The organism is Iodobacter fluviatilis (genome assembly GCF_004194535.1).
Classification (GTDB): domain Bacteria; phylum Pseudomonadota; class Gammaproteobacteria; order Burkholderiales; family Chitinibacteraceae; genus Iodobacter; species Iodobacter fluviatilis_A.
In genome coordinates, this window is the sequence record NZ_CP025781.1 from 1,922,736 (window position 1) to 1,937,848 (window position 15,113).

General features: G+C 47.0%; 16 protein-coding genes. 9 read left to right on the forward strand and 7 right to left on the reverse strand.

All coding sequences use genetic code 11. The features are described 5' to 3' along the window. Positions 1 to 31 precede the first annotated feature (31 nt). The 4 genes from cobS to C1H71_RS08645 all read right to left on the reverse strand — a co-directional run bounded on the left by cobS (position 32) and on the right by C1H71_RS08645 (position 3,080). Positions 32 to 772 carry an adenosylcobinamide-GDP ribazoletransferase gene (gene cobS, locus C1H71_RS08630; protein WP_130106191.1) on the reverse strand — a complete coding sequence of 247 codons (741 nt, stop codon included), beginning with the start codon at positions 770 to 772 and terminating at the stop codon, positions 32 to 34. Further along, positions 753 to 1,355, reverse strand: coding sequence for a histidine phosphatase family protein (locus C1H71_RS08635; protein WP_130106192.1), 603 nt, complete (start codon positions 1,353 to 1,355; stop codon positions 753 to 755). The genes cobS and C1H71_RS08635 overlap by 20 nt, the downstream gene beginning before the upstream one ends. After that, positions 1,352 to 2,392 (reverse strand): nicotinate-nucleotide--dimethylbenzimidazole phosphoribosyltransferase, encoded by a 1,041-nt coding sequence (gene cobT / locus C1H71_RS08640; protein ID WP_130106193.1) that lies wholly within the window; start codon positions 2,390 to 2,392, stop codon positions 1,352 to 1,354. The genes C1H71_RS08635 and cobT overlap by 4 nt, the downstream gene beginning before the upstream one ends. A gap of 85 nt (positions 2,393 to 2,477) precedes the next feature. Next, positions 2,478 to 3,080, reverse strand: coding sequence for a GGDEF domain-containing protein (locus C1H71_RS08645; protein WP_130106194.1), 603 nt, complete (start codon positions 3,078 to 3,080; stop codon positions 2,478 to 2,480). Positions 3,081 to 3,154: 74 nt separating this feature from the next. Between C1H71_RS08645 and waaC the strand changes: the two genes are divergently transcribed. Next, entirely contained in the window at positions 3,155 to 4,105 is a 951-nt protein-coding gene (gene waaC, locus C1H71_RS08650; protein WP_130106195.1) for a lipopolysaccharide heptosyltransferase I, read from the forward strand. Continuing rightward, positions 4,102 to 5,349 carry a lipid IV(A) 3-deoxy-D-manno-octulosonic acid transferase gene (gene waaA, locus C1H71_RS08655; protein WP_130106196.1) on the forward strand — a complete coding sequence of 416 codons (1,248 nt, stop codon included), beginning with the start codon at positions 4,102 to 4,104 and terminating at the stop codon, positions 5,347 to 5,349. The genes waaC and waaA overlap by 4 nt, the downstream gene beginning before the upstream one ends. On the opposite strand, the gene C1H71_RS08660 is transcribed toward waaA, so the two are convergent. After that, entirely contained in the window at positions 5,334 to 6,218 is an 885-nt protein-coding gene (locus C1H71_RS08660) for a DMT family transporter (RefSeq protein WP_130106197.1), read from the reverse strand. The two genes, waaA and C1H71_RS08660, sit on opposite strands and share 16 nt — an antisense overlap. A 150-nt stretch (positions 6,219 to 6,368) precedes the next feature. Between C1H71_RS08660 and parC the strand changes: the two genes are divergently transcribed. Together parC and C1H71_RS08670 are read left to right on the forward strand one after the other, a co-directional pair. Further along, on the forward strand, positions 6,369 to 8,744 hold the full coding sequence (gene parC / locus C1H71_RS08665) for a DNA topoisomerase IV subunit A (protein ID WP_130106198.1): 2,376 nt from the start codon (positions 6,369 to 6,371) through the stop codon (positions 8,742 to 8,744). 13 nt (positions 8,745 to 8,757) lie between these two features. Next, entirely contained in the window at positions 8,758 to 9,285 is a 528-nt protein-coding gene (locus C1H71_RS08670) for a M15 family metallopeptidase (RefSeq protein WP_130106199.1), read from the forward strand. A 110-nt stretch (positions 9,286 to 9,395) separates the two neighbouring features. On the opposite strand, the gene C1H71_RS08675 is transcribed toward C1H71_RS08670, so the two are convergent. Next, on the reverse strand, positions 9,396 to 10,364 hold the full coding sequence (locus C1H71_RS08675) for an AraC family transcriptional regulator (RefSeq protein WP_130106200.1): 969 nt from the start codon (positions 10,362 to 10,364) through the stop codon (positions 9,396 to 9,398). A 32-nt stretch (positions 10,365 to 10,396) separates the two neighbouring features. Further along, a complete protein-coding gene (gene thiD, locus C1H71_RS08680; protein WP_130106201.1) occupies positions 10,397 to 11,251 on the reverse strand; it encodes a bifunctional hydroxymethylpyrimidine kinase/phosphomethylpyrimidine kinase in 855 nt (284 codons plus the stop codon). 58 nt (positions 11,252 to 11,309) lie between these two features. Here thiD and C1H71_RS08685 point away from each other — a divergent pair, with 58 nt between their 5' ends. The 5 genes from C1H71_RS08685 to hemL all read left to right on the forward strand — a co-directional run bounded on the left by C1H71_RS08685 (position 11,310) and on the right by hemL (position 15,090). Further along, positions 11,310 to 11,474: a rubredoxin gene (locus C1H71_RS08685; protein WP_130106202.1), complete on the forward strand. Its 165-nt coding sequence runs from the start codon at positions 11,310 to 11,312 to the stop codon at positions 11,472 to 11,474. 9 nt (positions 11,475 to 11,483) lie between these two features. Beyond that, complete coding sequence (locus C1H71_RS08690; RefSeq protein ID WP_130106203.1) at positions 11,484 to 12,320, forward strand: M48 family metallopeptidase; 837 nt, start codon at positions 11,484 to 11,486, stop codon at positions 12,318 to 12,320. Continuing rightward, positions 12,320 to 12,742: a CopD family protein gene (locus tag C1H71_RS08695; RefSeq protein ID WP_130106204.1), complete on the forward strand. Its 423-nt coding sequence runs from the start codon at positions 12,320 to 12,322 to the stop codon at positions 12,740 to 12,742. The genes C1H71_RS08690 and C1H71_RS08695 overlap by 1 nt, the downstream gene beginning before the upstream one ends. Before the next feature lie 15 nt (positions 12,743 to 12,757). Next, positions 12,758 to 13,219, forward strand: a complete 462-nt coding sequence (locus tag C1H71_RS08700; RefSeq protein WP_130106205.1) for a CYTH domain-containing protein — start codon at positions 12,758 to 12,760, stop codon at positions 13,217 to 13,219. A gap of 593 nt (positions 13,220 to 13,812) precedes the next feature. After that, the gene (gene hemL, locus C1H71_RS08705) at positions 13,813 to 15,090 is read left to right on the forward strand and encodes a glutamate-1-semialdehyde 2,1-aminomutase (protein ID WP_130106206.1); all 1,278 of its coding nucleotides are present in this window, start codon (positions 13,813 to 13,815) and stop codon (positions 15,088 to 15,090) included. The last annotated feature ends 23 nt before the right edge of the window (positions 15,091 to 15,113 follow it).

Here is a 15,113-nt window from a genome sequence, read left to right on the forward strand (position 1 = left end):
GCTCAGCGCGGCTTAAGGGAGCCGCATAACATCAAAAAAGAAGAAATGGCTTCAGCAATACGGCACAGCATAACAGCCCTGTTTCTGTTATTTCTATCCCCGCCCCCAAGCAATCACCTGTCATGCCGCCTAATTTATGCATCAGCCACTTTGCATAAGCCCAAATTAACAGCGGGGCCGCTAATAAAGGCGAGGCCAGAAAATAGGATGCTGCTAAGAGCAACGCCAAAATAATATATAAAGACCAGCTGCTTTTTTGCCAAGCAAATTGCTCAGCCATGCCAGGGGCTAGTGCAGGTAAACAGCTCCAATACAGCACGCCTAAACGCGCCCAGGCAGGAATCAATAGCAAGGATAGCCATGCTCCTTGCTTGGCTAAAAGCATCAACAACACCAGCTTGGCAGCAGATTGGGCAATCAAGGCAAGCACTCCAAAACTGCCTAGATGTGGATCTTTAAGTACGGCTAAAAACCGTGTGGGATCTCGATGGGCTGCTCCCAAACCATCGGACATATCGGCAAGGCCATCCAGATGCAGGCCGCCGGTAATCCATGTCCAAAGCAAAAAACCAACTAAAGCCGCCAGCCAAGGGTCTATCCAGCTGGACCAGTACACAAGGGCAGATAAAAACGCCCCAATCAATAAACCCACCACCGGAAACCACGGCGCGGCTGCAGCAAGCAGGCTAGGTTGAAAATCACGAATCTGCGGCGTAGGCAAACGGGTTAAAAATTGCAGCGCCAGTACAGGCTTACGCCAATCGAACATCATTATCTATGCCTTGCAAAATAGGCGGGTAGTCATCGTCCCAGTAGAGGGTAATTAAGCCCGCATGAGCCAGCCACAGCTGATTATGCCGTGTAAGAGGCAGGCCCAGCCAATCCAAGAGCAATGCTTTAGCCACGCCACCATGGGTTATCAATACCCGATGCTCGCCTTGACCAGCTTTTAGCCATGCTTGAGTGGCGGTAGCGACCCTTGCCGAGAAATCCGTCCAAGCTTCTATGCCAAGTGAATTGGCGGACAAATCTTGCTGCCATAGCGCCAACGCAATCTGCTGCGCGGGGCTCCTTTCAGCCAAGCCATCCAGCTCACCAAAGTGAATCTCGCGCAAATGGCTATCGATATGGCAATCTACGCCAGCACTAGCTGCTAGCTGCTGTGCAGAATCTGCACAGCGGCATAGATCCGAGCTGGCCACGCTGCTGGGGGGGAAACGTGCAAAGTGCTCGGCGCGGCTGGCAAGCTGCTGCACGCCCAAGGCAGAGAGCGGCCAATCACTATGGCCAATTAACATGCCAGCAGGCGCCGTTGTTGCCCCGTGGCGTAGCAGTGTTAAACGAAAACTACTCATTCTTTAGTAGCAATACCGGCAGAGCTAAAGGTCGCCATTTCACGGTGCAAAGCCAATGCGCTTTGAATCAGCGGAATCGTTAATGCAGCACCACTTCCTTCACCTAAGCGCAAACCCAGAGCTAATAATGGCTCTAGCTGTAAAGCTGCTAAGGCATGACGATGGCCTTTTTCATCCGATACATGGCTTGCAAGCAGCCAATCTGCTACCCGTGGTTGGTTTTTTACCGCCACAAGTGCCGCAGCGGTGGTGATAAAACCATCCAGCAAAATAGGAATACCCGCTTCAGCAGCACCAGTGTAAAAACCTGCCAAAGCGGCGATTTCTAAGCCGCCTACGTGCATCAGCCAATCTTTAGCGCTGACTGCGCCCGCAGCACGCGCCCGCACCAACGCATCTTTAACCACTTGTACTTTATGCTCACGGCTGGTCGCCGAAATCCCTGTGCCAAGGCCAACAATTTCTTCTGGCTCGATACCAGTGAGCGCACAAATCAAGGCTGCAGCGGCCGTGGTATTAGCAATACCCATTTCACCACCAATCAATAGCGTTTTGCCACGAATAAACCCTTCTTGCGCACTGCCAACACCAATCGACCAAGCCTTATGGCATTCTGGTTCACTCATTGCAGGCTCAACCCGCAAATTACCCGTACCCGCACGCACCGGTACTCTAAACAACTGTGCACCACTGGTCACCACCGTGGAGTAGCTGCTGGCTACACCCACATCAACCACCGATAAACTGGCACCCACTTCACGCGCCAACACATTAATTGCTGCTCCGCCGCCAACAAAATTGGCCACCATCTGCCCAGTCACTTCCTTTGGGAACGCCGAAACGCCTTCAGCAACCACGCCATGATCAGCAGCAAACACCACGATGGCTGGCTGTAAACGCCCAGGTATCGCCGAATTAGAGCGCGCAGCAAACCACACGGCCAGCTCTTCAAGCTTACCCAAGCTACCCTGAGGTTTAGTTAAATTAGATTGATGATTCAGCGCGGCAAGAGCGAGTGCTTGATTAGGAGTAGACATACAATGGCCAAGCAAAAAGAAGCACCGTAGACGATGAGCTATCATCGCGCAAGTAGATAGTGGGGACGTACATTTCAATCGTGATCTAGTACATAACCTTATTGGGGCCATTTTCCATAGCGCGCTGCAATGCAATATCCGCCGCTAATAATAGGTCTTCTAAACTATCCATTTCATTTTTGGTTTGCGCCACGCCAATACACACAGTCATGGTGAATTCTAGGCCGTCTGGCATGGATATTCTTTGTTCTACAGATTTTTTACGAATGCGCTCAGCCACCACAATTGCCCCATCTAGTGACGTATCGGGTAAAATTAATGCGACTTCTTCTCCTGAGAAGCGCGCAATCAAATCAAAATCACGCACGCTTTGCCGGCAAGCATTAGCTAAATGTTTTAAAGCTAAATCACCACCAATCGTTCCATAAGTGCTATTCAGATTACGCAAGTCATCAACATCAACAATTAAAGCAGTTAGAGGATTAGAAAATCGCTGGCTTCGATTCACTTCTCTGCCGGCCAACTCTAAAAAATCCCGGCGATTGGATAGCCCTGTAAGCGAGTCTTTTCCCATTAACATAGTAAGTTTTAAATTCTGAACACGACGCAAACGCTCGCTCCAAGCCCATAAAGAAATCATAATAAGCGTAAGTATCCAAGGTAAAACAGCCAATAGCTCATCAATCATTATTTACTAATCCTGTAAATTATACTTCGCTTGCAGTGTAGTCGTTATCAAGCCAGTACGGGTAGAATGCGCGCATGTTTCAAACCCTAATTGTTCGTCTCTCCTCGATGGGGGACATCATTCATAATTTCCCTGCTCTTAGCGATTTAGCAAGGCATAGGCCCGATATTGCTATCGATTGGGTGGTAGAAGAGAGCTTTGCTGACCTACCAAGCCTGCATCCGGCGGTGCGATCAATTATTCCAACGGCACTGAGACGTTGGCGTAAGGCTCCACTCAAATCTAAAGCAGAATTTTTAAACTTTCGTGCTCATATACGATCATGCAAATATGATTTAATTTTAGATTCGCAAGGCTTAATTAAAAGCGCCTTTATTGCCAAACAAGCAATAGGCCCCATTAGTGGATACGATAGGCAATCCGCTCGTGAAGGTCTTGCCAGCTTGGTTTACCACAAACAATATTCAGTCGCGCGTGATCAACACGCCATCCAAAGAAATCGCCAATTAAGCGCCCACATATTTAACTACACTATCGATAACAAAATTGATTACGGCCTGAAAGTACCGCAGCTAGATCTGCCTTGGCTTGCTAAATCTCGCTACGCCGTTCTACTTTCTGCCACCAGCCGCAGAGATAAGGAATGGCCAGAAGCACACTGGATTGATTTGGCTAAGCGCCTACTAGAGCTAAATATCATCGCAATTTTCCCTTGGGGTAGCATGCTTGAACAAGAACGCAGCCAGCGCTTGGCAGCGGCTGTCCCATATGCGCTTTGCCCACCGCGTTTAAATCTAGCTGAGGCCGCATATTTGCTAGCAGGTAGCCAGATTGTAGTGGGCGTTGATACTGGCCTAGCTCACTTAGCAGCGGCTGTAGCAGTGCCCGTGGTGGCGATTTTTTGTGCGTCTGATCCGCTACTTACTGGTGTTTTGGCCAGCACTTACGCTGTAAACCTAGGCAGCAACGGCGCTCCGCCAGATTTAAACAGCGTTTGGCAAGCAACCAAGGATGGCTTGGCATGAGCCGCTGGCTATATCGAGCGCTGCTTTACTGCGCTTTTCCCTTTATTTTTTTATATCTACTTAAGCGCTCAAAACGCCAGCCCGACTATCGCCAGCATTGGCTAGAGCGGCTGGGGTTTTATCGCAGCAGCCCAAATCAAGCTCCCTTAATTTGGCTGCACGCCGTATCCGTAGGCGAAACCCGTGCAGCAGCACCACTCTTTGCTGAGCTAAAAGCTCAATATCCCAAGCATCGATTATTAATCACTTGCATGACGCCCACTGGCCGCGCCACCGCTCAAGAATTATTTGCTGAACAAGCCGAGATTGCCTATCTGCCTTACGATTATCCAAGTGCGGTAGGGCACTTTTTAAAACATTATCAGCCGCAATTTGGCCTGCTGATGGAAACCGAGATCTGGCCCAATCTAATCCATTGTTGTGCCGAACACGATATCCCGCTGTTTTTAGCCAATGCGCGTTTATCTGAGAAATCGCTCAAGGGTTATCAAAAAATTAAATATCTCGTTCAACCCGCCGTAGCACGGCTGGCTGGCGTATTGGCCCAAAGCCAGCAGGATGCAGCACGTTTGCAGCAGCTTGGCAGCGTTCATACCGCCATCGTTGGCAATATAAAATTTGATAATCTACCCAATGAAAACGCAATTTTGCAGGGTAAAAACTGGCGAGTGGCAATTGGGCGGAGCAAGGTTTTGCTACTGGCATCCAGCCGCGATGGCGAAGAAGCATTAATCCTTGATGCACTAACAGACTGGCCTGCAGACTTGTTGCTGATCATTGTACCGCGCCATCCACAGCGTTTTGCTAGCGTTGAGCAACTACTCACTGATCGAGGCTTAGCCTTACTAAAGCGCAGCCAATGGGACGAAAAATCTATCCCTAGCCGCGTGCAAGTCTTGCTTGGGGATTCTATGGGGGAAATGACCCGCTACTATGCAGCCAGCGATCTAGCCATTATCGGTGGCTCTATTTTGCCATTTGGGAGTCAGAATCTAATCGAAGCCTGCGCCATCGCCACCCCCGTATTACTTGGCCCTTCAACCTATAATTTTACTGAAGCCGCCCAAGCCGCCCTCGCCAATCACGCCGCATGGCAAGGGCAAGACGCCATCAGCATCATCGCCCAAGCACAATATTTATTAGCTCATCCTAAAGTGAGTAGGGCGATGGGAGAAGCAGGCTTAGTTTTTGCCGCTACACACCGTGGCGCTACGCAAAGGCTGCTTTCTTATTTACCAAAATGAACTTTATGGTAAGGGGAGGCCTCACGACGAGGTTGCGCCAGCAAATGAACCATCAGCCCCAGCAAAATACAGGCTGTTCCCCCAATTAATGCACCTGATATCACCTCAGCATTTAGGCTATGTCCCATCCATAAGGCCGAAGCAGGGGTGATAATGGAGATCAACGATACTGTAATCGGTTTACATTCACGGATCAGCCAGTAATACAGGCTAAAACCCAGCACCGAACCAAATACTGCTAAATAAGCAATAGCCAGCATACTCTGACTAGGGAAATTCCATGCAAGGCTACTCGTCTGCATGGTGCAAACAATACTCAACAGCACAGCAGCAATCGCCAGTGCACCGGCATTGACCGCCAGCGGTGATTGGCCGACAGCCAGTGTTTTTAACTTTACCGCAGCAGCGGCTTGAATCAAAACGGCTATCAGCACAGCCAGCACTCCCGCTACGCCACTTAAACTGAGCTTTTCTACAAAGATAATAAATAAGCCTGTCATCCCCATGGCCATCGCCAATAATTCGCCACGGTTTAGACTTAAACCTAGCCAAAGCCATGAAAAACCTGCCGTAGCGAGCGGAATTAATCCAAACAACACCGCCACTAAGCCCGACGATACGGTAAGCGACGCCCAATAAACACAAAGCATCGACAAGGCGGTGCTTGCTCCAGCACAGGCAGCAGCTGGCCAGCTGCTTCTAGGTATTTTTTTACGGCTAAGTAATAAAACCAATAAGCCAAGCGCGGCGGCTAGGCCAAAACGTCCAGCTAAAGCCAAAGAAAAAGGCACACCTTGTACACTCCAATTAATCGCCAAAGGGGTGGTAGACCAAAGTAAAATCAAAACTAAATAAGCTATTTTTTGCATAGAGTTATCTTAATGAGGACACAATACATAAAAAGTGGGTAGATTCCAGCGCCTAACTAGGCATACTATCTTGCCTTGGCGGGCTTCACCCGACCTATTGTGACAGCATGTATTGAAACAATCCCATCCTCGAATGTTCCACGTGAAACTATGACAAGCCACGATATAGAAGCTAACGATATAGAGCCTAATGATACAGATGAGCTCATTGCAGATCATGAACCGCGCCGCTTTGTTGAAGCGCAGATCTCTGCGACTCCAGATGATGGCGAATCCGTACAGCTAGGGCTTTACGCCGAGAAAAGCTACCTAGAATATGCAATGAGCGTGATTAAAAGCCGCGCTTTGCCACAGGTAGAAGACGGGCAAAAACCAGTACAACGCCGCATTCTCTTCACCATGCATGGCCTTGGCTTGGTTGCCAATGCTAAGCCAATTAAATCAGCGCGTATCGTGGGTGATGTGATGGGTAAATACCATCCACACGGCGATCAATCGGCCTATGACGCTCTGGTGCGTATTGCCCAAGATTTTTCACTGCGCTATCCACTCATTGACGGCCAGGGTAACTTTGGTAGCCGCGATGGAGATGGCGCAGCGGCTATGCGTTATACCGAAGCGCGTTTAACCCCGATTGCTGAGTTACTACTGAGTGAGCTTGATAAAGGCACCACCGATTTCATCCCAAATTATGATGGCGCTTTCCAAGAGCCAGCGCTATTGCCTGCACGCTTACCCATACTGCTGCTGAATGGTGCATCTGGGATTGCGGTAGGAATGGCAACAGAAATCCCAGCACACAATCTAGGCGAAGTTGCCGATGCGGCCATTGCACTGATTAAAAAGCCTACGCTGACGACCAGTGATTTGCTCAGCTATATCCAGGGGCCAGATTTGCCAGGTGGTGGGCAGATTATCTCGCCACGCAAGGATATTGTAACGGCCTATGAAAATGGCCGAGGCAGCTTAAAAGTTCGCGCCCGTTGGACTAAAGAAGACCTAGCTCGCGGCCAGTGGCAAATCGTCATTAATGAATTGCCGCACGGCACTTCCACACAAAAAGTATTGGAAGAAATTGAAGATTTAAGTAATCCCAAAATCAAGAAAGGTAAGAAAGCCCTTACCCAAGAGCAGATTCAAACCAAGCAACTGATTCTCTCGCTGATTGATCGAGTAAGGGATGAATCCGGCAAGGAAAACGCCGTTCGCTTGGTGATTGAGCCAAAATCATCAAGGCAAAATCCAGACGATATGATGAAGCTACTATTGGCGCACACCGCGCTAGAGAGTGGCTTATCCATCAATATGGTGACGATTGGCCTTGATGGCCGCCCAGGGCAAAAATCGTTGCAGCAGGTGATTTCCGAGTGGATTGCTTTTCGCTTTACCACCGTTACCCGCCGCACCGAGCATCGCTTAGGCCAAGTTAATGATCGCATGCATATTTTGGAAGGGCGCTTAATTGTCTTTCTGAATATCGACGAAGTAATCCGCATTATTCGTCATAGCGACGAGCCTAAAGCGGCCTTGATCGAAGCCTTTAATTTAAGCGATCGACAAGCCGAAGATATTTTAGAGATTCGTTTACGTCAGCTTGCCCGCTTAGAAGGCATTAAGCTTGAGCAAGAACTGGCAGATTTGGCAAAAGAAAAAGCAGAGTTAGAGCATCTTTTAGCCTCGCCTGACGTCATGCAAAAACTCATTATTAAAGAGATTGAAGCCGACAAAAAGAAATTTGCCGACCCACGCCGCACCTTGATTGTGGAAGCCGAACGCGCCTCATTGGAAGTCACCGTAGTAGACGAGCCCATGACTATTATCTTGTCAGAAAAAGGCTGGATGCGCGCCCGCCAAGGACATGCACTTGAACTACAGAACTTAAGCTTTAAAGACGGCGATACACTACTGGCCTTTATTGAGTGCCGCTCAATCGATTCAATTGCCATGTTTGGCTCAGACGGCCGCGTCTATACCATTCAGGCATCGGTGATTCCAGGCGGCAGAGGCGATGGTGTACCCGTAACAACGCTCGTAGATCTGGCCGCCAAAACACAGATCGTGCAGCTACTCACCGCCAGACCACAGGATCATTTAGTTATCGCCAACTCTAGCGGCTATGGCTTCTACTGCCTATTTGAAAACTTAATGAGCCGCCAAAAAGCTGGTAAAAGCTTCTTAAGCATCGAAGAAGGCGAGACGCTGTTGAAGGTTTCCACCTTTGTTCCACGTGAAACATCGCAAGTGGCTTGCCTATCTAAAGGCGGTAAATTGCATATATTTACCCTCGCCGAATTTAAGCAGCTGGCAGGAGGAGGGCGTGGTGTGATTACGATGGCCCTAGATGATAAAGACAGCCTTGCTGCTATTACCATTTGCGATGGTGAAAAACTGACTATCAATGGCACTGGCCGCGCAGGAAAAGTCGTGGAGTGGGTACTTAACGTCAATGAAATGGCCCCTTATCAAGGCAAGCGTGCACGTAAAGGCAAACCTATTAGTTCTGCTTTGAAGTTTCCAGGCTTTTAATATGCCAATACATATGTCAGCAGCAATTGCAGCGGCGTGGGCAGATCTAGGGATCCCTCTGGATTTGCTTAACCGTCGTCCTTTGCAATTATTTGAAGAAGCCAGCGAACTGGTCAATGTTGCAATAGCAGCGGATGGGCGAGTATGGCAGCTTATCCCTGAGGCAGCCGCTGGCTGGCTGGCCATGCAGACAGCGGCCAAAGCAGCAGGAGTTGATATCCAAATCACCTCTGCCTATCGGGCATCGAGCAGGCAATGCGAGCTAATTAAAAGAAAACTATCCGCGGGGCAGGATATCGAGCAGATATTGCAAGTACTTGCCCCACCAGGCTGCAGCGAACACCACACCGGCCGCGCCATCGATATCTACCAACCCGGTGGCCCCGTAGTTGAAGAAGCTTTTGAAAATACCAGCGCATTTAGTTGGTTAACTATAAATGCAGGTGATTTTGGCTTTACGCTCTCTTTCCCACGTGGCAATCAATATGGCTATCTCTACGAGCCTTGGCACTGGTGTTGGCAATCCTCACAAACAGCATAAATCTCCGGCACAGAACAAAACATACACAAAAAAATGCTTATCGTTTTGCTCCGTGAAATTCCGTGTTCTCTACGGGCTCCGTAGTTTAAGATCTGGGCTTTAGTGAAACACTATTTATCAATCACCACCGTTGTAACTAGCTTCAGCAGCTCAGGCAAAATCTCTGGTAAACGGTCTTGAATGCTACGCCCTGGTAATAGAGGCAAACAGAGATCATAACTGCCATCGTAATAGCTCTCTACTCGTGGCCGCTGCGGGTCTAGCATCCAACCAGAAAATGGCAACCAAACCAGCATTAAATCGCGCCAACGTGGGCCGATATCTGCATACTCCCCCACATGACTAAATACTGCCCAACGCCCAGCAGGGCGCTGATACTCACCAAGATGCCGAGGTAGTTTAAAGGCCTTAGGTATAGTAACCGCAGCATCGTAACGGCGCCGGCCAGCAGGTGTGGTGGCTGGATCACTCCAAACCAAGCCAAACCAACGATCAGCGTTTAATCCTACCTGCAAGCACTGCTGCTGAAAATTGATGCGCAGCGTATCTAGATGCACACCATAATCACCCACTTCTCTCTGATAAGCCATTCGCTCCGCAGGCCAATCGGCAAGGGTGATGCAAGACTCCACTTCGTCCCAACTCCACACTCTATCGATTTTGCTACCCGCAATAGAAGGGCCAGGGCGATAAGACATTTCACCTAAATTGTTAGCCATCCAACCAATTGCCACGGCGCGGCCAGCGCGTAAATCGCTGGGAGTAAAGCCAAAGCTACGGCTAAATGCACGACTAAAAGTAGCTGGGGAAGAAAAACCAACTAAATCGGCCACTTGCCCAATCGGTAAATAAGGTGACCATTGCAAAAGAGATGCCGCCACCTCTAAGCGTAATTGCCATAAAAATGCCTGCGGGCTATCGCCATATGCGCTTTGAAAACGATGCGCTAAATGCCAAGGTGAGTAATGTGTTACATCTGCCAAATCGGCTAATTGTAAAGGCGCAGCTAAGCCACGCACCATACGATCAATGGCTTTTTCTAAACGCAGGCATGGCGGTTGTTTTGTTTCTTTCATCATCTCTTAGCAAGCTGTTTCACGTGAAACAGCCCTTACCCAGCAGAATGATCTTTAGCCTCATCAACAGCGCCTTGTTCTTCAACAGGACGGGCCCAAAAGAATCGATCTGGAATCTGCGGCCCCATACCTGGACGATAAGCCGCCTGCAGCGTTTGCCAAGTGTAATCTTGGCCTTCTTTAACGGCTTCAATAAACTCAGCACCATTAGCTAAAGCGCCTGCAATAGCCGCAGCCAGCGTATTTCCAGAGCCGTAATAACTCCCCACTAAGCGATCCCATGTATCAACGCTAGAGCGGCCCATATCGCTGTACAGGGTGTTAATCACCTTAGGGGTGTTTTCATGCGTGCCAGTAATCAACACATATTCACAACCCCAGTCTAGAATTCGACTAGCAGCGATATCTAGCGTTAAATCAACTTGCTCATCAGGATCATCTGAAGCTAAATACCGCGCTTCAATACTATTAAGTATTAGTAGCGTAGTGTGTGGTAATAACAGCTCTCGCAACATAGCAAGTAACTCTTCGCTAGCTAAGTGATCATCTGGCTTAGAGAAGAAGACTGGGTCTAATACCAGTGGAATTTCTGGGTAATCTGAGGCAATTTCAGCAATAACGGTAAGGGCTTCAATACTAGCAATTAAGCCTACTTTAATGGCATCTACCTTCATGTCTTCAAGAATGCAGCGTGCTTGATCTTCAACCCATTCACTATCAATAGGTAAAACATCTTGCTCACCTGCGCTATCTTGTATAACGATGCCGGTGATAACTGGCGTGACATGGCAACCGAGTGACGACAAAGCCAGCATATCTGCAGCAAGTCCAGCGCCGCCAGTAGGATCATTGCCGGCAAATACAAGCACAATAGGGGGGCTGGCAGTCATGAGGGTATTCACTGAATCAGGTAAAATTAAATTTTAACTTACTTAATAGGTAAATCGAATGAAAAAATATATGTGTCTCATTTGTGGTTTTATTTACGATCAAGCTGAAGGCCTACCTAATGATGGAATTGCCGCTGGAACCTCTTGGGAAGATGTTCCTCCAAACTGGACCTGCCCAGATTGCGGCGCTAGAAAAGATGATTTTGAGATGATAGAAGTCTAAAGGATAGCTATGAAAAAACTGATTAGCGTTACTGTTCTTTCAACACTATTGCTAGGCTGTCAGCAAGTCAGTACAACCGATAGCGGTGTTACTAATATCAACCGCAAACAAAGTATGAGTATGCTTTTGTCTGAGCAAGAAGTAGACAAAATGGCATTGCAGTCCTACCAAGAAACCCTGAGTAAGGCGCAGTCCAAAGGCACGCTAAATAGCAATAAGCAAATGACGGCAAGGGTACGTGGTATTGCCAATCGCATCATTCCCCAAGCCAGCGTTTTTCGTGGCGACGCTAGTAAATGGGATTGGGAAGTCAATGTTGAAACCAGCCCAGAGCTCAATGCCTATTGCATGGCGGGTGGCAAAATCATGTTTTACTCTGGCATTATCGAAAAACTAAAGCTAACTGATGATGAAATTGCCCAAATTATGGGCCATGAAATCAGCCACGCTTTAAGAGAGCATAGCCGTGAGCGCATGAGTAGCGCCTATAACAAGCAATTAGCCATGCAAGGTTTATCCATCCTTACAGGGGGTAAATACGACGGTTATATGGGTATGGCCGATCAACTAGTACAAGTGGGTTATTTCCTACCTAATAGCCGCGAGCATGAATCCGAAGCCGATACCATGGGCCTAGAGCTAGCCGCCAGAGCAGGTTATAAACCAGAAGCAGCAGTGAGCTTATGGCAAAAAATGGCCGCTGCTAGTCAAGGCCAACCCGCTGAATTCTTATCAACTCACCCATCAAACCAAACCCGCATTCAAGACTTACAGGCTAAAATTCCAGCGGTACAAGGTTTGTACGATGTTGCACTGCGTAAATATCCCGCTAAAAAGGCAAATTAATGCTCTGGATAAAAGCACTGCATATTATTTTTATTACGAGCTGGTTTGCAGGTTTGTTTTATTTACCAAGGCTATTTGTAAATCATGCTATGAGCACAGACTCAGCAACAATTGAGCGTTTAAAACTAATGGAGCGAAAATTAGTCCGCTTTATGACGCCCTTGGGCATTTTGGCGCTGATTTTTGGGATTTGGCTGTGGTCATATTTTGATTTTTATATGGGTGTAGGCTGGCGTTGGATGCATGTAAAGCTTACCTTAGTTGCCGTTTTAATCGCTTACCATGCTTGGTGTTGGAAGATTTGCCAAGATTTTGCCCGCGACTGTAATACACGCAGCCATCGATGGTATCGTTTTTTTAACGAAATCCCTGTACTCGTTTTAGCCGCTTGTGTGATTTTGGTGGTGGTTAAGCCGTTTTAATAATTAGGAAGATATATGGGCATAGAAATTGAACGTAAATTCTTATTAAACAACGATGTTTGGCGTAGTGCAGTGCAGCAATCGAGCCGTATTGCTCAAGGTTATTTATCCAGTGACCTAAACCGAATTGTGCGGGTTCGTTTAAAAGGTGAGCAGGGATTTATAACCATAAAAGGCAAAACAGAAGGCATTGAGCGCGTGGAATTTGAATATGAAATTCCCAAACAAGACGCAATCGAGCTACTTAAACTCTGCCCAATATTACTCGATAAAACTCGATATTTAGTAGAATTTGCTGGATATACTTGGGAGATCGACGAATTTCACGGCATAAATGCTCCTCTGATTATTGCTGAATTAGAGCTAACAAGTAGCGATGAATATTTTGATAAACCTGAGTGGTTAGGTGAGGAAGTTTCAGATGATCCACGCTATTTTAATAGCTATCTTTCTGAGCATGCTTATACAACTTGGTGATATTAAACAGCTGCAATTTAATAGCCATATAGTCGGAGCTTGATACGGAGTGAAACGAAGCCCAACAAAAAATAAGCACCTTTACAGAGGTGCTTATTTTTTTGTGCCTAATATTTAAATTGATCCTAGCAGCCTGTCGGACTTAAGCGATCGTAGCGAGGAAAAGATCGGTTTGAGACAGATTTCGCGGGTTTTTGAGGCGAATAGCTGGCTATTCAACAAGAAAATGCGTGAAATCTGGCCAAATCCGGCTTTTCCGTAGTAGATCAGTCTTAAGTCCGACAGGCTGCTAGGGTCTGTTGACGTTTCATTCACGGCTGCGTTTGGCCCATTTTTGGGGCTGAGCCGGAAAATGACCATTCACTGCGTGATGCTCCTCGACAATAACCCGTTATTGCCTTCGTCACATGTCTTGTGTCTGGCCGTTTTCCGGCTCAGGGCAATTGTGAATCAAATGTCAACAGACTCTAATACCTATGTAGTAACAAATATAAAACTACGTTACTAGAAAAACAAAGCAACATGTAATAGCTAAACAATGCTCTAGCAGATTGATAGCGCTATCATATTGCTTTTCTATTTTGGATCTCGACATGAATCAAAATCAACAATTGTTTGCTGCTGCACAAAAGCATATTCCTGGTGGTGTTAATTCTCCAGTTCGGGCTTTTGGTTCTGTTGGCGGTACGCCACTCTTTATTAAAAAAGGTGAGGGTGCTTATATTTGGGATGCTGATGATCAACGTTATATTGATTATGTTGGCTCTTGGGGCCCCTTGATTTTAGGCCATGCCCACCCTGATGTAGTAGCAGCAGTGATTTCTACAGCTAAAAATGGCATGAGTTTTGGCGCACCAACGGCTTTAGAAGTGGAATTAGCCGATTTAATCTGTGAAATGCTACCGTCTATCGAACAAGTTCGCCTAGTTTCTAGCGGCACAGAGGCCACAATGAGTGCTATTCGCCTTGCGCGAGGTTTTACAGGCCGCGATAAATTGGTGAAATTTGAGGGTTGTTACCACGGTCATGCCGATAGCTTATTAGTAAAGGCGGGTTCTGGCTTATTAACTTTCGATAATCCTTCATCAGCTGGTGTTCCTGCGTCAGTTGCCGCTGATACATTAGTTTTACCTTATAACGATGTAGCAGCCCTAGAACAATTATTTGCTGAAATCGGCGATAAAATTGCCGCCATCATTGTAGAACCCATCGCTGGCAATATGAATATGGTGCAAGCTAGCCCTACTTTTGTACAAGCAATGAGAAATTTAACCATCAAATACGGTGCAGTGCTGATTTATGATGAAGTCATGACCGGTTTTCGTGTTGATTTACAATGTACCCAAGGCTTACATGGCATCAAACCTGATTTAACTTGCTTAGGAAAAGTAGTTGGTGGTGGTATGCCGCTCGCGGCTTTTGGTGGTCGTAGCGATATTATGGCGAAGCTGGCGCCCTTAGGGCCGGTCTACCAAGCAGGTACTCTTTCTGGAAATCCTGTTGCAGTAGCTGCAGGATTGGTTACTTTAAAGAAGATCAGGGAAATTGGATTTTTTAATTCTTTAACACAGCAAACTAATAAATTAATTACGGGTTTAATTCAAGTTGCTAAAGAGACCAACACTGTTTTTAATGCCCAAAGTGTGGGTGGAATGTTTGGTTTTTATTTTAGTGAAAATATCCCAGTATCCTTTGCAGATGTAATGAATTCTGATCGTACTCGATTCAATGCATTTTTTCATGGAATGTTAAATAAAGGAATATATTTAGCTCCGTCAGCATTTGAAGCAGGATTTGTTTCTGCAGCACATAGTGATGAAGATATATTAAATACACTTGCTGTAGCTAAAATTGTTTTTACAGAAATATGATTAGTTTTTTTTAAAAAAACGAC